We start from the raw sequence: 18,488 nt of genomic DNA on the forward strand, positions 1-18,488 counted from the left end.
CTTTACTAGCAATAAAATTAGCAAGGATACACATGAAAAAAATAACAATAAAACGGCTTCTGTTAATTAGCGCATTTTTCGCCTCATTTATATTCAGCGCCCTAATTCGAGCAGATCAAACCAGCACTCACGTGCCTATTTGGCATAAATTAAGCTTAACCCTTGAAGGCCCGCACACCAGCGAGCTTGCCACGCCTAACCCCTTTACCGACTACCGCTTAGATGCAACATTTACCAGCCCCACTAACAGGCAATATACAGTACCTGGATATTATGCAGCCGATGCAAACACTGCTCAAACACATGCAACAGCAGGTAATAAATGGCAGGTTTTGTTTTCGCCCAACGAACTTGGCAAATGGCGCTATACACTCTCATTTGTTAAAGGCCGTAATATCGCAAGCGTGCCATTAAATACTGTTACAAATGAGCAATCAGCCGGTTTTTTTGATAAACAAACAGGCGAGTTTAATGTTACCACCGCCACTAAGTCATCCAGCAGTAAAGACTTTAAAAGCAAAGGTAAGCTTGAATACGTTAACAAACCCTATTTGCAGTTTAATGGCTCAAAAGAGTACTTTTTAAAAGCCGGTGCTAACAGCCCCGAAGTGCTGCTTGGCTTTTCAGGGTTTGATGCCACTCCCACAAAGCGTAACTACCAAGCGCACATAAAGCATTGGCAAAATAGCGACCCTACATGGCAAACAACCAATACAGAGACTGATAACAGTAGTAATCAATCTTCTAAAGGCATTATTGGGCTAATAAATTATTTAGCGTCGCTTAACATTAACGCGTATTACTTTTTAACCATGAACGCCTACGGCGATGACGACCAAGTTTGGCCATGGCTTAGCAAAACCCAAACCACACGCTACGATGTATCTAAATTAGCTCAGTGGGATATTGTATTTAGCCACATGCAGCAAAAAGGCATAATGACTCACTTTGTAATGAGCGAAACCGAAAACGAGTCACTGTTTGAATGGAACGAAAGCCAGCTTAAAAACGATTTTGCTGTTAGTCGTAAAATTTACTATCGCGAGTTATTTGCCCGCTTTGGCTATCATTTAGCAACCACGTGGAATATAGGCGAAGAAAACGGCTGGCAAGATCCAAGCGGCGACGATAAACAACAAAAAGCCAATACCACCAAACAAAGAAAGCAATTTGCCGATTACTTTCAATCACTCACCTACTATCCTGAGCATATTGTTGTACATAACGGTCCGTCGCTCGACTACCACATTTACGATAAACCAAACGACAACATTTTGGGCTACCCCGCCTACACAGGGGCAAGCTTACAAGGTGAACTTAAAACAAACACCACTTACAGCGATGTTTTAAAGTACCGCCAGCTTACGCAAAACATTCCTCACCCGTGGGTGATCACCATGGACGAAGCCTATATTTATGAGTATGCAAACAATGTAGATACGTGGCGTAAAAGTAACGTCTGGGCCACATTTATGGCAGGTGGCGCAGGTATTGAGTTTTATTTAGGCGGTGGCGGCGACTTAACAGAGCAAGATTTAACGCCATACAAAGATTACTATTTAGCGATGACCAACGCTGTTGCGTTTTTTCAAAAATACGTGCCTTTTACAAAGCTTACACCCACTCCAGAGCTTACAAAAACAGGCTGGGCGTTAAGTGATAACTCAGCGTTTTACTTATTTTATTTTAGTAACGCAAGCCAAGCTCAGGTCACATTACCAAATGCCTGCTATACACTCGACTGGTTTAACCCACGAACTAACAACTACATAAACGGCAAACGCTTTTGTGTAAATACCGCAACGAGTACACAACTGGCAACACCACCCAACACACCTAATAACGACTGGGTTTATTTAATTAACCTAAGCGCTAAATAATAAGGATAACAACCATGAATCATTTAACAGTTAAACATTGTGTAACCGGCGTATTACTTACAACCGCAGCCACCATTGCATTGCCTGCAAACGCAGCAGATAAACCCACACAACTTACATCAGCTATTGTGAGTCAAAAAGACGCGCACATTACTCACTACGAAGGCGGCGATTTTCATACCTACTTTTATGGCGATACACCACTCACCAAAGGCGCTATTACGGGCGTTGCGGTTATTAAACCTAATAACGAAATACATCCCGCCCACCAGCATCCTGATGAAGAATACCTAATGATTCTCGAGGGCTCTGGCACGTGGACGCTTAATGGCAAAAGCCAGCCAGCACTCACCGGGGATATTTTATTTGCAGCCCCTAACGACGTACACGGCATTTATAACAACGGCGATGCGCCGCTTAAGTTTGTAGTAGTGAGGTATCAGGCTAAGTAGTTTTGAATGGCTTTTTGAGTTTTTTAGTGAAATAGACTAAGTGAATTATGCACAAAGAGGTTAAGAGGCGCTTCGCTTTTATAGGAAATAAAACAGCCTGATATGAGATCAGGCTGTTGAATCAATTCAGAGCTACTAATTATCTGATTAGTAGATCTTTTTTATAGATAGTTGAATTTTAAAATCTGCCAAAATCATAAAGCTAGTTGAATATTTATAATTAATCATTAATATTCAACTAGTTATTCTAAGTTTGACTAGCATACCATTACAAGCAGCATTTCTTATATTTTTTACCGCTATTACATGGGCAAAGTTCGTTTCGACCTATGTTATTCCTTCTTTTGTTTTTCGCATTAAAATCTATAGATTTTTGCGGCTTAGGCAGGTGCCGAACAATTTCTCCCATCTTAGCTGAGTATTGCCACTCAAAATCTAAAGTGACTCCAAATCTAAAGGATCCGTCATTTGGTTGAATACATATGCCATGCCATTTACTTGCTTTAGTGGTATATTTTCTCTTCTCGCAATGATCACTTAAAGAGTTCAAGGCCACTTCTTTAGGATATCCATTTGTATGAATGGTAAATCCACAATCTGATTTATCAAAAAACATTGTTAAATCATGTGTTTTTCCATCCCTACAAGATAATTCCGTAATTCTATCAATTGCTTTATTGATATCACGAATAACATCACCACTAAGTGAAAGCAATAAGAATGCAAAGTCTATTATATTGGCATTTTCTTCCTGCTCAATCTGCTTAATGAGACGATCTATAGGCGTACCTTCGTACTCAGTTAAAATCCCTACAGGAGTATCATTACCGGGAATACCTCGTCTACGTACCATCATTGCTAAATCTAAATCAGCACAAATATCGTCACCTAAGTACATATATGATAAATCATCTTCGATCCAAAGGTTTTTTCTAAGATGATAAGATAGTACTGTTAGTTCAAATGAAGCATGTACTTGCTTGTCATATGTTGCCCTTCTATTTATATAGCTCAGAAAATGAAATGGTCTATCTAGCATTTCAGTCAAAGTATCTAAGAAAAATACATCCATTACATAAGGAGATACAATTGATTCAGACTCTTGTGTTTTAAGAAACTGCTTTGATTGTGTGAATAGCGCAGGGTAATGATCTGATACTAAACAGATAATATAGATTTCCTTGTACTTTACTATTCTTTTTAATTGTGTTCCATCTTCATGCTTGAAAGTATATTTATCAGGCTCCAACATAAATTCTGCACAAGAGTAGGCTTGTCCATAAGCAGCTTGTACTGCTTTCTCGAAATCACTCTCCAAGTTACTTTTATTACCTTGCCTCGCCTGCAAAGTAAGCTTCTTTGATTTTGCTTGCAAAACAATAGCCCTGTCAGCATATGTAACCAAAACATCTACTTCTCCAGCAATGTTTCCATCAGCACCGTAAATATTAATATTCTTATGTACATTTCCCTTACCAAACACTCTAATTAAGCGCTCATAAGCAAACTCTTCTGTAAAGTCTCCTCTATTTTTAAGTGCAGTAGACTTATAATTAGAATTTTCTAAAAACCAAAAAAACGGTGTTTCATAAAATGCTTCAACAAGGGAGTAATATTGGAGTAATAAAAACTCCTCCTCATTTATTTTAATGATTGGATAGGCGTTCGTTGTATTAAAACTGTCAATAGAGGCATATGTTTCATTTAAGCCAGATGCTGTGAAACTATCCAGTATATTCTTAACTATACTAAGGTCATGTCGGCATGCCTTAACTACTTCTTCATAAGTAAAAGTGAAGGCAGGTAAAAAAGTCCAGTCGGAAGGATCTTTAGTTATCATTTCTTTCATATTGCAATTTAAGTGCTTATTTTGAAGCCCTTCTAGGCAATAAATAACGTCATAAGCCTGCTGAAGCGTATAACCCTTATGAATTAGAAAAAAGTCGCTATCTTTCTTATATTTCTTTAAGCAGAGATCTCTATATTGAAATTGAAAAGCTGATTCACCACCATAAAAAATAGCTTCGCGTAACATTTCCCCACTACTAATCATTTCACCCATTATTTTTAATTGAACTTGACCGTCTTTAAAGAAATTTTCAGGAGATGGCATCATTGCAATATGATACTCATGTAAAAGCTGTTCAGCTTTATTCGCGTAATATTGTAACTCTTGTTGTTCAGGTATTTTAAAGTCAATTCCATGCTTAAATGCTAACCCAATAAGAGCAGATATTTCTGTACGCACAAGCCTTTCCATAGAAAATTGCTGTAAGACATCTTCACTTTCAACACCTTTATCCAAATTGTAAGAAAAGGTGTTATCTCTAAAACATAAATAAGCAATGGCGTGAACAAATCCCGGAGATGCACTTAACTCACTAAGGTCAGTAAATATCTCAGCTTCGTTTCTAATATCTTTTATACTCATAATATTCCTTTATCTTTTACTTTTTTAGCATTTAGTTGCTCTAGCTGGATGATAATATATTCTCAGCTCTAAAACGCGATTAGCTAAAAATAGAAACTATTTAATGAAAGCAGGGAAGTCCAAATCTTTTTAATTTTCTGATTAAAGTATGCACTTTATCTAAACTAGTACCAAATACTATAACGTATTGCTAGTTATAAACTTTGAGCTCTTTTTGCTTATCATGATACTTTAAAGTCATGGGGCACTTCTCATTCTTTTCTCTTTGTGAAAGTATCAAAAAAAAACCGAGTATTTAAAAATACTCGGCTTTGACTACACAATGCGATTTACTGAACTACTTCAGCAATGGTTTTAATAACTGGCTTAGGGTTTAAATTAAGATCCCATAGTAATGGGTAGTTTGTTCTGTTTGGGATTGGGTAGTCGTTTTTCCACGACATACCATCGTGTAATCCCCAAAAGGTTACGCGGTCTATTTTGTCGCGTTTTGCATAGAACAGTTCAAACAAGGCTTTATAACGGGCGTTTAGTTGCGCTTCTACGTCGCTTGGCAAGCCATTTTTGTATGGGTCGAGGTAGGTTTCAAACTCTTCTAGCTGAAATTGTGGTTTCATCATATCGGTGCCGGTAATTTGCCCCTCTTTTGTTAACGGCAGCACATCTATATCAAGCTCGGTGATCATCACTTTTATACCCAGCGCGGCGTATGCGTCAATTGCTTGTTCAATATATTGCATTTTAGGAAAATTAAGCCCCCAGTGCGCTTGTATGCCTATGCCGTCGATTCGAATTCCTTCTTTTTGCAGCATTTTGATCATACGTATAATGCCGTCTCTTTTTTCTGGTCGCCATGCATTAAAGTCGTTGTAATAAAGCTCAGTATTAGGTGAATACTGCTGGGCGTATTTAAACGCGGCTTTTACCATCGTATCACCATTACCTATGCGGTTAACCCACACAGTTGGGCGATAAGAGCCGTCATCAGCTATTACTTCGTTTACTACATCCCACGCATCTACTTTGTTTTTATAGCGCCCTGCTACCAGCTCTATGTGTTTGCGCATTTGCTCAAGCTGCTCTGCAGGGGTATTTGGCTCATTTTTGCTATTTGTAAAAAACCAGTCAGGCGTTTGGTTATGCCACACTAAGGTGTGCCCTACCGTAAACATGTTATTTTGCTTGGCAAAATCTATAAACGCATCTGCACCACTAAAATCAACCTTACCTTGCTGTGGGTAAATTACTTCTGCTTTCATAGCATTTTCAAGCGTCACTGTATTAAATTGCTTAGCAATAATTGACTGTGCGGCGGTGTTTTGACCTGTCACTATATCTTGATTTACAGCAACCCCCATTTTGAATGAGTCTGCAAAGGTGTTTTTAAGGGCTGGGTCTTGTGCAGCGTTTACGCTTAATGATCCTGCAAGTAAAAGCAGGCTGAGTGTGTGTTTTTTATGCATGTGTGTGCTCCGTTGAATCGTTATTATTTTTGATAAATATCATACAACGAAAAAAATAAATGATATAGTCAATGTGACCATTATTTATAAATTAAACAAACCTGAGTAAACGTCTATGCTAAAAACACACAAAAAAACGCTAAGCTTAGTTGTATTAATGCTCTGTTTTAATAGAGCAGCGCTGGCACAACAACTTCAAAACCCAGCTTTGTTAAACGCTGTAAACAGCCAAAGCAATGAGCAATCACCGCTAATAAAGGGCGTAATACCCACACTTGTTAGTGACGATTTTTTGTTTTTAGAAGGCCCAACGTGGTCAAGCCATGACAATGCGTTTTATTTTTCAGAAATGAACTTTGCAAGCCTGCAAGCACTAGGCCCCGACTCCACCATTTATAAATTGCAATTGCCTAATACCATCACTACTTATTTAAAACACAGTGGTACAAATGGCTTGTATGCCAAAGGAGAGAGCCTCTATACGCTTAACCATAGTACGCAATCGCTTTCTAAAATTAATATAAAAAGTAAGACCAATACCGTAATAGTCAATAAATTTGATGGGCTAAGCTTTAGCTCACCAAACGATATGACTATGCATAAAAATGGCGATATATTTTTTACCGATCCTAATTGGCAACTAGGCGAACGCACTCAGCAAATGTCTTATACCGGTGTGTATAAGTTAAGCAATACAGGCGTACTTAGTTTAATTGACGCTACTCTTGAAAAGCCCAATGGTGTTGCGCTCTCGCCCGATCAACGTACCCTTTATGTTGGCGACTTTAGTAACCGCGTCAGCAAATACACTATTGATGAAAATGGTGATATCTCACCGCGCGAAGACTTTATTAAAGTAACCTCACCCGATGGTATAAAAGTAGACTCTGCTGGCAATATTTACGTAAGCAGTCACCAAAAAGGCGTTATTAATATTTACACGCCACGCGGCTCACTTATCGATAAAATTGAACTTGGCCCTAATGTAACTAACCTTGCGTTTGGTGGTAAAAATCGCAAAACGTTATTAATAACCACCGCTAAGGGCTTGTTTACGCTTGATGTAAAAGTAGCGGGTTTGGCTAATTAGCTAAATTAGTTAAGCAACGTATTAAAGAGAAAGTTAAGCTCACTCGTTAAGCACAAAAACCGGTGTAACTTAGTTACACCGGTTTTTTATTATTTAAGTTATTGCTACCTAAGCTTTTGCCGCTTAGGTTTTTGCTACTTAGGTAGTGTTATTTTAATTAAACGTGTTGTTATAAAACTTAAAATTGCCCGATACATGCAGCATAGCTAACATATATAACGAACCATTATAGTAACGGTAGTCACCCGTTGGTTGCGATAAAGACCAAAATTCGTTAAAAAATTCATTTGCTTGCCCAGCGTTTGTTGAAGCAAGTAACGCTACTGCATTCGCGGCTTTTTGACCTTCGCCTGCACAGCCTTTGTTTTGCGCTCCACCGTACGAATACACTTGCTCGTAACAGTTTTTACTGTTGTTTGTTTTTGCATAACTTAAAAAGCCCAGTGCTTTATTTACTGCGCTTTTATGCCACGCTTGAGCACCCATTAAATGCGCGTCTAAACCCACATTCATAATTACGCGCCATGCATCAAATTCATACCATTGACCTGGGTTTGCTTGGTCGTTAAAAATGTAGCCAATAACAGGGCTGCCATCTAAGCGCGATAAAAATGTAGGTAAGTTCCAATGCGGGCTACCACTTACTTTTGTAAAATGGTTTTTAAGTAAGGTTCTACTTTTTGTAGCCACTTGTCGCCAGTAAATTTTGTCTGCTTGGTTAGTTACGTTATTTGCAAAGTAGTCATAAAACGCAGGTATGTGATAAGAAGGGTCTGTTAGGTTATCAATGTAAGGTGAAAAGCGGATTATTTGGTTTTCCATCAGCTTATTTTTAATTGTGTTTAACATGGTAATGGCATCGTTGTAGTAGTTAAACTCACCCGAATTCCCCCAACGAGCAGAGGCATTAAGTAGTGCAAACGCAAAGTACTCTTCACCATCGGGAGCGGGGCCCTCATCCACTTTATAAACAAAGCCGTTTTGATTAAGCTTTAGTTTCCACGCGTAAACGCCTTGTTTTTTTACATCAGGGTGATTGTCTGGATTTTTTTGATACGCTTTTGCAAAGCGCCATAGGTTATCAAATTCTTCTTGTTTATAAAGCATGACTGCGGCAGTCATTCCCCACGATTGCCCTTCTGTTCTTATATCGTCGCCTTCGTCTGGGTTAATTGCTTTTATGTAGTGTGCTTTATAAACACCGTTTTCGGTGTACGGGTAGTAAAGTTGTTGTGTGTTGTTATAGCCAAACATATTGTCAAAAGTACTATTCACTTTTTGCTGTATATTTGTTTTACCCATTTCTTGTGCGAGGTTACGGTATGCTCCTGAACTGTCGGCGCCTACACTCGATGGGTTATTATTAAATGCAGCAAGTGATTGATAGCTTATTAGCGTTAACAATAAAGTTGTTATTTTAAAAAATACTTTCATGTTTATCCTCTTTATTTGAATTATATCAGCGTGCAAATTCAATATAGTCTTCTTGACCATTTGATCAAGTAATTCTCAAAATTATTTGTTTATTTTATAAACTAAGTGAAATGTGTGAAGGTGTTTAATACGTTCTTAAAAAATATAAAAGGCCGCTTAAAAAGCAGCCTAAATCGACATGAATAGTGTTAAAAGCGTATTTATTGGTTATTTATTAATTGCTACTTTTTTTTAACCCTTTACCCGTTGCAGCCCAATAAATTCCGCCATAAATATGCTCGATTAAAAACTCACTTTTATACACAGCATTAGTATGCCCAAGGGCTGTATAAAATGATCGACCACCATCGTAATTGTGATACCACGAAATAGGATGAAACGCCCCCATACCCGAGCCTGTTTTGTTATTACCCCAATCGGCAGTTGGGTCGTAACTTTGCTCATCAACTGTGAGTAAGTAGTTTAACTTAGTTAGCTCGGGCCCAAATTCGTACCACTCGTCGGTCCAAAGCATTTCCTGCGACATATGGTTTAAGCCAATAAAGCGAGTATTAGGTACTTTACTTAGTAAGCCAGTTTGAATAACAGGATGAATGTTAAAGGTGCGCCCCACCAACTTTTGATAACACGGCCAGTCGTATTCGGTATCTGATGCGCTATGAATGCCAACAAAGCCTTTACCTGCTTTTACAAATCGCTCAAGCGCGGCTTGCTCTTTTGGGTTTAAAATATCGCCCGTGGTTGATAAAAATACCACTACATCAACATTTTTTAAGTAATCGTCGTTAAAATAATGGCTTTCTTCGTGCCAAATTAAGTTAAAAAAGTGCTTATCGGCTAAGCCTTCTAGCGCTTTAACGCCTTCGGTTTGCGACTTATGGTGCCACCCTGCGGTTTTTGTAAATAGCAGCACATTAAATTGCTTTTTAGGGAGGGTATCAAACCCTGTAGCATTACTTTTTTGCACTGTTACCATACTCAGCGCCAATACAACAAAGCTTAATAGCCAACCCTTATATGCGAATCTAGATAAAGAAAAAGACATAGTAATCCTATTTAAAATGAACAAACATATTAGCCGTTAGCCGCCCTGTTTGTGGACACGACGAAATATCGGTAGACGTGTTAAGTAAACTGGTGTGCAGCAAATACCCAGGAAATACAATAAGCCTATTTGGCTTATATTCTATGTGCTTGTAGCACTCAAACTCATTGTGCTGTGTGGTGCAGTAACTAGGTTTTACCTTACTGCGTTCAAGGATGTGTTGAGCATGCATTAAATACGTGTTTTTGCGCTTTGTGCTTATTGTTTCAAACCCTGTTTTTTTATGTCTAAAAAATCCAGTGCCGCCATGCTCGCCTTCGCCAAGGTAATGAATAATGGCAATTAAGTTAGGCTCGTTGGTATCAAAGTGTGGCAAGGTTTGTATTGGTGATAGCTGCTGCTCCGTTTTAGTAATTAACGATAAGGTATTATTTTTTGGGTATGGGGTAAGTGTTTGCCCAATATTAAATACGTTATAAAACCCCTGTATAAGCGGCTTTAGGTAATCAACTACACATTGCTTTGGCAGCGGCATGCGTAAACCAGGGTATTGAGTGAGTTCGTCAGGCTTAAACTCGCCACTGTTGTTCTCAGCACTTTTAGCTAAGTTTATAAGTTTTTGCGGCACACTCAGGTAGTCGTCAATTATAATAATTGGCGTTTGCTCTTGCCCTATCAACTCATACTGCGGCTGTAAATTATTGCAAAGTGTTAGCATAGTGCTTAGTTAGCCTTGCAATAATGATTAATAAAATCGATGTGGCTCGGTAAACTATTTGCTTTTTTAGCCACATGGTTTTTTATTGAATCTAAAAAGCGTTTTAACTCATCATTGCTCATGCTATCAACAATTGGGTGATAATTTTGCGGCATTAGCCCTTGCCCTAACATCACTTGTAACCACGAGGCTTCGCCAAATAACTCTTGCTCTGCTTTATATACGTGCCCGCTTTGCTTAAATAGCTCAAGTCGTTTGGCAAGCGACTCTGGAATTGGCATATTTTTACAGTAGAGCCAAAAGTCGCTATCGGTGCGCTGCGTCACATGGTAATGAAGTACAATAAAGTCGCGAATGTTTTCGGCTTCAAAACGCATTTTGTTATTAAAGTCATCTTGATAGCACGACTCGATTGCTTTGGTTGGCATGTTTTGCATTAATCTTATAATGCTTTGCTGAATTAAATGAATACTGGTTGATTCAAGCGGCTCAATAAAACCACTTGCCAAGCCAATAGCAACACAGTTTTTGTTCCAATGTTTGCGCCGTGTACCGGTGCGGTATTTAATAACGCGCGGCTCATTAATCGGTTTGCCTTCTACGTTATTGAGTAGCGCTGTTTTGGCCTCATCATCGCTCATGTATTTACTACAAAACACTAAACCATTACCACGGCGGCTTTGCAGCGGTATTTGCCACTGCCAACCACATTTATGTGCCATTGCACGCGTATATGGCACTATTGGGCTTACTAATTCGGTTTGTACTGCTACTGCGCTGTCGCACGGAAGCCAATGGCTCCAATCTTCGTATCCGGTGTGTAGCGCTTGCTCTATTAATAAACCTTTAAAGCCGGTGCAATCTATAAATAAATCGCCCTCAATAATTTGCCCGTCACCTAAAGTAAGTGATTTTATAAAGCCATTAGTGGGCTCTAAGTTAACTTTGCTTATCATGCCTTCTATACGTTTAGCGCCGTTTTGCTGTGCAAAATTTCGTAAAAACTTAGCGTACAAACCGGCATCTAACTGATAAGCATGGTTACGGTCTTGATTCGGCACTACGGCAAATTTACCCAAGCGACTTGCTACGTGCTCTGTGCAATAGTCGCCAATATCGGCTGCAACACCTTGTTGCATGCCTTTTAGCCAAAAGTGCTGAAAACCTGCAGCCCAACAGCCTTGCCCCACATAACCAAATGAGTGAAAGTAGCTTTGCTGGTTTTGTTTCCAGCCCTCAAACGATATGCCTAATTTAAACGTGGCATTAGTGGCTGCCATAAATTCTGATTCGCTGATTTTTAGTAAATCATGAAATATATGCAGCGTAGGAATAGTTGACTCTCCGACCCCTACGGTAGGTATTAAATCGGATTCAATCAAGCATATTTCATTATTTTTACCTAGTAGCTTTGCCATTGCAGCGCTGCACATCCAACCAGCGGTGCCGCCACCTGCTATTACTATTTTTTTAATTGCATTTTGATTCATAATTCAAACCTTACAAGTCGCCTAGCGTCTTAATTTATTTTGTAATTGGGCTCTTAATTTACGCGCTGTAAGCTCATCCATTGGCTTTGTTAAAATAGCCTGTGCGGGCTCTGGTATGTGGGTAAATTCGTTATCAGCAAATACATAGTAATTAAACAAACGTTGCCATGCTGCGCGCTCATGCTTTGGTAAATTACGTATGTTTAAAATAGCAAGGTGCAACGCATTAGTAGGCTGCCCATACACCGCTGGCGTATTTTTAAACCAATAATTAAACAGTATATTTAAACTGCCAAGCCCCTGTACTTGGTGCCACCACATGCTGGGTAATATAAGGGCATCGCCTGCTTCCAAATCAACAGTTATTGCTGCTTTTATAGCTTGTTTAAATTTAGGGTATTTTGTGAAATTAGGTGCAGTTGTGGTAGTTAAGCTTATTGGCTGACCACCGGGTGCTTTATCAAGCGGGCCTATGTATAAATTATCTATTTGATCGGGGGCAAATAAAGTAAAACGCCTTTTACCTGCAACACAACATGCTAAATTTTGCGCTACGTCGTAATGTGCTGGTACGGTAACTTTTCCGCCTGCCCATACATTAAATAAACAGCCTTCGTTTAATGCGTTAACGTGGCAGTGATTAACCAAACCAGGTAAGCACTGTGCAATGCTAGTAGAGCCAATGTATAAAGTGTCGGCTTGTGGGTTATTTGCACTTTGCGTTATTTGCTCAAGCGTATTAATAAATGCCGCTTGCTGATTAGTAAAGTTAAAACCGCTCAAATCGGGGTTATACCCTACAACCCCGCTTTGACTGGCAGGTATTGTGCAAGTGTTAACTAAAAAACCTTCGTAAAACGGCGTTAAACAATCAATTGCTGCACTGTCTGACTTTTTAGCAGCAATAACTAAGGGCCAATCGCTCACAAACCCTTTTAGTACAATAGGCACAGACGAGTTTAAAAGCTCCTTGGGCAACGTACTGGGAGTTAAGCCACTCAGCGTTTGAATATTATTTGCTAAATTTTCCATAGCTAAGTACTTACACAGCGTGCTTTTGTAGCATAAGTTGCTCGTTTTTAAGCGCCACTAAATCACGCACATGTACTTGCGATGCAATGATCATGTATATACACGCTAAATACCCTTGTGAATGCAGCTCTGCAATTGCCTCGCTACTTAGCTGGTTAAGCGAGTCTTCGTTTATGGTATAAAAACCGAGTAAGTTATGTTTAAGCCCGTTTACTAAATCAAGCTCTAGCGATACCGATTCAAGCAAACCATGTTTAATTAAGATTTTAATAAAGGGCTGGTTTTGTTCTAACCCATGATGCAGGTTGTCGAGCACGTTTATGATGTTTTCGAGGTAATCGCTATTCCCGCCGTGTTCTAAAAATAAGTGAATACCCTGCTTTGTTGTCACTTTTGGCGAGTCTAAATCAATGCTAAGCATGCGCTCTTGCGTTGCCACACCGTTTTGCATTGTATTTTGAGTCGCGATAGCAAAAGGCAGTCGCTGCATACTTAGCGGAATGTAGTGTGCTTGCCATTGCTGGTTTACTAAAAATAAGTTTTCGTCTTTATTTATGCCGTACAAACACACCGGCGAAAATGTATTTGTTGTATCGTCTTTGGTAAAAAATATTGGGTAATGTGCTTGAGCGACTCTAAATTCGCTCACAAATGTTTCGCTATACCAAACCCCGTCACCTAAGTGTGTGCTGCGTGCAGGGTTTATTTTTAAATGCTGATGCTCAACATTATTTAATAATGCATGATTGGCCATGGATTGTGTGCTCCAATTGTTGTTGTGTGCCTTTACCTATTGCTACACATTAAATGTAACCAATAAGTTAAATTCACATTGACTATAACAGCTGAGTATTACTATTGCTAGGCTAATTTAGGCAAATAAAAAAGCCGCAAAATGCGGCTTTTATAAGGTTGCTACAAGAGTAATTTATTAAAAATTATAACGAACACCTAAACCGTAACGAGAGCCAGTTTGAGTGATGTTATAAATCAACTGTTGCTTACGCCCGTACGATGTTACGTACTCGTCAGTAATGTTTATACCTTCAATAAATACAGTAAGTCCTTCTACTGCTGGTACTTCATAACTTACGTTAAAGTCTATTTGGTAATACTCATCGGTGTAAATTGGTGCGGTTAAATCGCCATTTACACGACGTTCATTTAAAAACGAGTCGCGCCAGTTATACGCAATACGTGCTTGTAAGCCTTCTTTATCGTAAAAGAACACCACGTTTGCTGTATCACTTAACCCTACAAGTGCTTCTGTATCCTCTAATGAGTCGTTGTCGTATTCAAGACCCGAGTCAACCATGGTGTAGTTAAAAATACCACCAAAGCCTGACTCACCAAATAAATGCTGAATATTAAATTCAAAGCCATCAATGGTGTATTCTTGGTCGCCATTTACAGGCACGTTTATTCTAAAGTTAATTGGATCATCTGAGTCTGGGTCACCAACAATTGTGCCGCCGTCTAACTCGCCATCTTCATCAAATTTAGGTTGTACATTTGGATCATCAGCAAAGTTTTCAAATATATAGGTTCTGATATCTTCGTTAGATGCATTAGCGCCAAGTGCCGCTGTAGCAGCTCTAAACTTTTCACCATTTAATGGATCAGCTAAGTTAAATATATTTGAGTCGATAGTACCTGTAGTAATCCAATTTGTTACGTCTTTTTTAAAGTAACCAAACGAAATATAGCTACCTTCGCCGTAATACCATTCACTTGATAAGTCATAGTTAATTGATTCAAGCGGTTTAAGTCCTGGGTTACCAGAGCCACCCGAATAACCACTTAAGCTACCGCCGGTATTAATAGTTGTACCGCCTTGCAGTTGACCATAACCCGCTCTTGAAATAGTTTTGCTCGCTGCTGCGCGAATCATTACATCTTCAACAATTTCGATATTAAAGTTAATATTTGGCAGGAACTGGCTGTAATCTGCAGATTGGCTTAGCGTTTCAATACCGGTAACACCGGTTACTGATGTAGCTGTATCTTCGTTCCACTCTACGCGGCTGTAACCGGGTGCGGTTGCTTTAGAAAATACGTCTGTTTTTTCGTAGCGTAAGCCAATTTGTAGGTCGAAGAACATGCCACTCAATTCGCCTTTATAATTTACTTGTGCAAAAGCAGACTGCGTTTTTTCTTCAGTAAAGCGGTTTGTAGCTGCATCCCAGTCGGTTGAGGCACAAAATTGTCCTTCGCCGTTTGGTCCTGCCGCTGCGCCGTCGGCTGCTTTACAATCACCGTAAAGGTTATCTACGTTAGCAACAGGATCTGCATACTCTGCTGCATTTACAATCGCATCAAAGTCGGCAAAAAAGATTGTATTAAATAAATCATATTCGCCTTGTGTTGCAGTGCCTTCAAAGTTGCCCGCTTTAGCTTGAAACTTATCTAAAATAGTATCTTGGCGCCAATCAATATCAGCAAAGTCACCTTCAACACCAACTCCACCCCAATCTGGGCGCTGTACTTGCGTATGACGGTAATGGTTATTTACTTTATTAACCGCAATACCAAAATCAATGCTTAGGTTGTCGTCAATGTAGTAGTCGCCCGAAATTTGCGTTTGATCGATTTCTGAATCGTATTTATCGTTTGCAAACCAACTACCCGATAAACGCATGGTGCTCGGGTTAAAGTTTTCAATATTACCAATTGCAATACCTGGTAAGTCGCCTGTTAAATCAAGCCCTGAGCGCGAACGTGTGTACGACGGTAACTGAATATTGTTACGTGTACCGTGGCGTGGATCAGTTGCTTTCATTGACGCTTTTGAACTGTGGTGATCAAACTCTAGGTTAAGCTGATCAGACACTGCCCATTCTAGGTTAAAGCCTAATGAATCTGTTTTTTCTTCGCGACCCCAAGAACCCACCGTAAGCGACGTATCGCGGTAATCGGCATCACTTTGAATGTCATAAATTTCTGAGTAAATAAGTGGATACGCGTTAGGCTCGCCCGCCCAAACAGATTCACTTCTATCGCCTGCGTAGTTAAACCAAACTGACGCATCAGTGTGCTGCTCTTCAACGGTTGTTCTAAACGTAGTGTAGTCAAGGGTTGCTGTAATGTTTTCAACAGGTTGATATTGAAAAACTAGCTGGCCATTTACACGTTCACGTTGGCGTTCTTCAAACACATAACGTGGTTGTTGCGGGTTTGAATAAATACCTGATGTAGGTCTGTTTGCTCCGCCCTCTGCGCCTGCAGGTACACCGCCCCACCCTGTATTTGTGTAATCAGATGCTCTGTAGCCTTGATCTTGAATAAACTGTTGCATACCGCTTTCACGGTCTTGGTAGCTACCTGAAATAGATATACCAAATTTATCGTCACCAAATGTTTGCGAATATAAACCACTTACCTCTGGTGTAATACTGCCCTCGTCGGTTGATTGATCGTCTACAGCTTTTACGCCAAACGATGCTTTTATACCTGGGCTATTTAAAGGCCTGTTTGTTGTTAAGTTTATAGTTGCGCCAATGCCACCTGAGGTGACACTTGCGTCTGATGTTTTATAAACTTGCACGCCCGATACGCTTTCAGATGCGACATTTGCAAAATCAAATGTACGGTCACCTGTTGTATTTGGAAGTTGGCGGCCATTAATTGTAATTAAGTTATTAGCAGGTCCAAATCCACGTACTGTTACGCGGCTACCTTCACCGCCCGCTCTATCTATTGATACGCCGGTAATACGTTGTAGTGATTCAGCAAGATTGGTATCAGGAAATTTCCCCATATCCTCAGCCGAAATTGCATCGACAATACCAGAAGAATCGCGTTTAACATCCATAGAGCGCTGCAATGAACCTCTAATGCCTGTTACTTGTATTATTTCTACATCTTCATCGGCAACAGTTTCTGCAGCGTAGCTTTGGTGAGGAAGCGTAACGGTACCCATTGCAGCGAGTATGGCTGTTGAAATTATCTTTTTCTTAAACATCATGATGCCTTTTTCTTATTTAATTATTATTGACGTACTGCAAGACTTTAAGAATTACTCGAAACATAATTGTAAACTATTTGTTTCATTTTACGGTCAATAAATAATTATTGTGTGTGTATGTTTTAAACGTTTTACAAAGACCACAACCAGTTTTAAACATGTGCTACTCAACTAAAAACTATTAAGTAACAGGATGTTTATGCTAATTCTTTGTGCTAATTTTTTGCTTTAAAATATTTTCATTTTGTCATATGTCCTCAGCTTCCTCTTATTTAGACCATTAACAAAATAAGTTAATGGTCATATTGACTATATCTTTTTTGTGCAAATAAAAGCTTAAGCTTTGCTTACGCAGATAATTTGCATTGTTTGTAACTATTTATATTAAGCGTGTTCATATGGGCTTATTGTTTGGATTTTTCCGTTTGAGTCGTGCTCAAGCTTAGCCATTTTCATACTGCGTAAATGGGTTTGTCCGCCCGACAACGTACTGTCGTGATAAAATAAAAACCAACCATCATTGTGCTTAACAATTGAGTGATGTGTGGTCCAACCAAGTACTGGGTTTAAAATAACGCCCTGATAGGTAAATGGTCCGTATGGGTTATCGCCCGTTGCGTATACAATTTTGTGTGTATCGCCCGTTGAGTACGAAAAGTAATAAATACCGTTATGTTTGTGTACCCAAGGACCTTCAAAAAACCGGCGGTTGTTATCGCACACTGTAATTGGTGAGCCGCTCTCATCTAGTACAACAACCTCTTTTACGTCTTCGCTTAGGCTGATCATATCTTCCGATAATTTTGCAACGCGCGCAGGAATTGCAGGTTCACCATTTTTTGGATACGTGCTTTGTTCATTAAATTCGCTGGTTTGCCAATTTTGTAATTGGCCGCCCCACAAGCCACCAAAATATAAATAATGGCTTGAGTCGTCATCTTCAAATACAGCAGGGTCAATACTAAACGTCCCTTGAATGTAATCATCTTCGGCTTTAAATGGACCTGTTGGACTGTCACTTTTTGCAACGCCAATTCTAAAAATACCTTGCTGATCTCGCGCCGGAAAATAAAGGTAATACTGACCAAGTTTATGCGCAGCATCGGGTGCCCACATTTGCTTACTTGCCCATTTTACGTCGTCTACACAAAGTGCTACGCCATGGTCTATGGCTTTGCCTGAGCTTTCGTCAAGCGAAAACACATGGTAGTCGCGCATTGCAAAGTGGTCGCCGTTATCATTAATTTCATTTTTTGATTCAATGTCGTGCGACGGATAAATATACACTTTGCCGTTAAACACATGCGCAGACGGATCGGCGGTATACATGTGATCAACTAACACATTATGATTTTGTATTAACGAGTTGGCTCGTTGTAAGTCTTTTAACTGTTTAAGTTCAGCGTCACTTAATCCATTAGATGGGGGTGCTGCTTGCGCTGTATTTTGCATTTTTACTCCTAGTATTGCCTGCCCACTTTGCACTTTT

At 39.5% G+C, this 18,488-nt stretch carries 13 protein-coding genes; 3 read left to right on the forward strand and 10 right to left on the reverse strand.

Annotated elements, in window-relative coordinates:
• Positions 1 to 32 precede the first annotated feature (32 nt).
• Both H5120_RS01985 and H5120_RS01990 read left to right on the forward strand, forming a co-directional pair.
• Entirely contained in the window at positions 33 to 1,880 is a 1,848-nt protein-coding gene (locus tag H5120_RS01985) for a DUF5060 domain-containing protein (protein ID WP_182673418.1), read from the forward strand.
• A 14-nt stretch (positions 1,881 to 1,894) separates the two neighbouring features.
• Positions 1,895 to 2,332 (forward strand): cupin domain-containing protein, encoded by a 438-nt coding sequence (locus H5120_RS01990; RefSeq protein ID WP_182673419.1) that lies wholly within the window; start codon positions 1,895 to 1,897, stop codon positions 2,330 to 2,332.
• Between the two features lie 268 nt (positions 2,333 to 2,600).
• Here H5120_RS01990 and H5120_RS01995 read toward each other — a convergent pair whose 3' ends face one another.
• Both H5120_RS01995 and H5120_RS02000 read right to left on the reverse strand, forming a co-directional pair.
• Positions 2,601 to 4,763, reverse strand: a complete 2,163-nt coding sequence (locus H5120_RS01995) for an SEC-C domain-containing protein (RefSeq protein WP_182673420.1) — start codon at positions 4,761 to 4,763, stop codon at positions 2,601 to 2,603.
• A gap of 329 nt (positions 4,764 to 5,092) precedes the next feature.
• Positions 5,093 to 6,226, reverse strand: a complete 1,134-nt coding sequence (locus tag H5120_RS02000; protein ID WP_182673421.1) for an endo-1,4-beta-xylanase — start codon at positions 6,224 to 6,226, stop codon at positions 5,093 to 5,095.
• Positions 6,227 to 6,341: 115 nt separating this feature from the next.
• Between H5120_RS02000 and H5120_RS02005 the strand changes: the two genes are divergently transcribed.
• Positions 6,342 to 7,316 (forward strand): SMP-30/gluconolactonase/LRE family protein, encoded by a 975-nt coding sequence (locus H5120_RS02005; RefSeq protein WP_182673422.1) that lies wholly within the window; start codon positions 6,342 to 6,344, stop codon positions 7,314 to 7,316.
• 153 nt (positions 7,317 to 7,469) lie between these two features.
• On the opposite strand, the gene H5120_RS02010 is transcribed toward H5120_RS02005, so the two are convergent.
• The 8 genes from H5120_RS02010 to H5120_RS02045 form a co-directional block, all read right to left on the reverse strand.
• Positions 7,470 to 8,750, reverse strand: coding sequence for a glycosyl hydrolase family 8 (locus H5120_RS02010; RefSeq protein ID WP_182673423.1), 1,281 nt, complete (start codon positions 8,748 to 8,750; stop codon positions 7,470 to 7,472).
• Positions 8,751 to 8,964: 214 nt separating this feature from the next.
• On the reverse strand, positions 8,965 to 9,795 hold the full coding sequence (locus tag H5120_RS02015) for a ThuA domain-containing protein (RefSeq protein WP_182673424.1): 831 nt from the start codon (positions 9,793 to 9,795) through the stop codon (positions 8,965 to 8,967).
• A 7-nt stretch (positions 9,796 to 9,802) separates the two neighbouring features.
• Positions 9,803 to 10,513: a DUF6445 family protein gene (locus H5120_RS02020; RefSeq protein WP_182673425.1), complete on the reverse strand. Its 711-nt coding sequence runs from the start codon at positions 10,511 to 10,513 to the stop codon at positions 9,803 to 9,805.
• 5 nt (positions 10,514 to 10,518) lie between these two features.
• Positions 10,519 to 12,003, reverse strand: coding sequence for a tryptophan halogenase family protein (locus tag H5120_RS02025; RefSeq protein ID WP_182673426.1), 1,485 nt, complete (start codon positions 12,001 to 12,003; stop codon positions 10,519 to 10,521).
• 21 nt (positions 12,004 to 12,024) lie between these two features.
• Entirely contained in the window at positions 12,025 to 13,035 is a 1,011-nt protein-coding gene (locus tag H5120_RS02030; RefSeq protein ID WP_182673427.1) for a cupin-like domain-containing protein, read from the reverse strand.
• 10 nt (positions 13,036 to 13,045) lie between these two features.
• Positions 13,046 to 13,789, reverse strand: coding sequence for a SapC family protein (locus H5120_RS02035; RefSeq protein ID WP_182673428.1), 744 nt, complete (start codon positions 13,787 to 13,789; stop codon positions 13,046 to 13,048).
• Positions 13,790 to 13,966: 177 nt separating this feature from the next.
• Complete coding sequence (locus tag H5120_RS02040; protein ID WP_182673429.1) at positions 13,967 to 16,996, reverse strand: TonB-dependent receptor; 3,030 nt, start codon at positions 16,994 to 16,996, stop codon at positions 13,967 to 13,969.
• A gap of 387 nt (positions 16,997 to 17,383) precedes the next feature.
• On the reverse strand, positions 17,384 to 18,451 hold the full coding sequence (locus H5120_RS02045; protein WP_182673430.1) for a glycoside hydrolase family 43 protein: 1,068 nt from the start codon (positions 18,449 to 18,451) through the stop codon (positions 17,384 to 17,386).
• Between the last annotated feature and the right edge of the window lie 37 nt (positions 18,452 to 18,488).

Origin of the sequence: Pseudoalteromonas sp. SR43-2 (genome assembly GCF_014163885.1) — a bacterium.
In the GTDB taxonomy this organism is placed as follows: domain Bacteria; phylum Pseudomonadota; class Gammaproteobacteria; order Enterobacterales; family Alteromonadaceae; genus Pseudoalteromonas; species Pseudoalteromonas distincta.

What these genes read in the sequence shown, in the direction of transcription:
- H5120_RS02035 (WP_182673428.1), bottom strand. Translation starts at nt 13,789, where the DNA reads ATGGCCAATCATGCATTATTAAATAATGTTGAGCATCAGCATTTAAAA.
- H5120_RS02025 (WP_182673426.1), bottom strand. Translation starts at nt 12,003, where the DNA reads ATGAATCAAAATGCAATTAAAAAAATAGTAATAGCAGGTGGCGGCACC.
- H5120_RS01995 (WP_182673420.1), bottom strand. Translation starts at nt 4,763, where the DNA reads ATGAGTATAAAAGATATTAGAAACGAAGCTGAGATATTTACTGACCTT.
- H5120_RS01985 (WP_182673418.1), top strand. Translation starts at nt 33, where the DNA reads ATGAAAAAAATAACAATAAAACGGCTTCTGTTAATTAGCGCATTTTTC.
- H5120_RS02010 (WP_182673423.1), bottom strand. Translation starts at nt 8,750, where the DNA reads ATGAAAGTATTTTTTAAAATAACAACTTTATTGTTAACGCTAATAAGC.
- H5120_RS02040 (WP_182673429.1), bottom strand. Translation starts at nt 16,996, where the DNA reads ATGTTTAAGAAAAAGATAATTTCAACAGCCATACTCGCTGCAATGGGT.
- H5120_RS02020 (WP_182673425.1), bottom strand. Translation starts at nt 10,513, where the DNA reads ATGCTAACACTTTGCAATAATTTACAGCCGCAGTATGAGTTGATAGGG.
- H5120_RS02005 (WP_182673422.1), top strand. Translation starts at nt 6,342, where the DNA reads ATGCTAAAAACACACAAAAAAACGCTAAGCTTAGTTGTATTAATGCTC.
- H5120_RS02000 (WP_182673421.1), bottom strand. Translation starts at nt 6,226, where the DNA reads ATGCATAAAAAACACACACTCAGCCTGCTTTTACTTGCAGGATCATTA.
- H5120_RS02015 (WP_182673424.1), bottom strand. Translation starts at nt 9,795, where the DNA reads ATGTCTTTTTCTTTATCTAGATTCGCATATAAGGGTTGGCTATTAAGC.
- H5120_RS02045 (WP_182673430.1), bottom strand. Translation starts at nt 18,451, where the DNA reads ATGCAAAATACAGCGCAAGCAGCACCCCCATCTAATGGATTAAGTGAC.
- H5120_RS02030 (WP_182673427.1), bottom strand. Translation starts at nt 13,035, where the DNA reads ATGGAAAATTTAGCAAATAATATTCAAACGCTGAGTGGCTTAACTCCC.
- H5120_RS01990 (WP_182673419.1), top strand. Translation starts at nt 1,895, where the DNA reads ATGAATCATTTAACAGTTAAACATTGTGTAACCGGCGTATTACTTACA.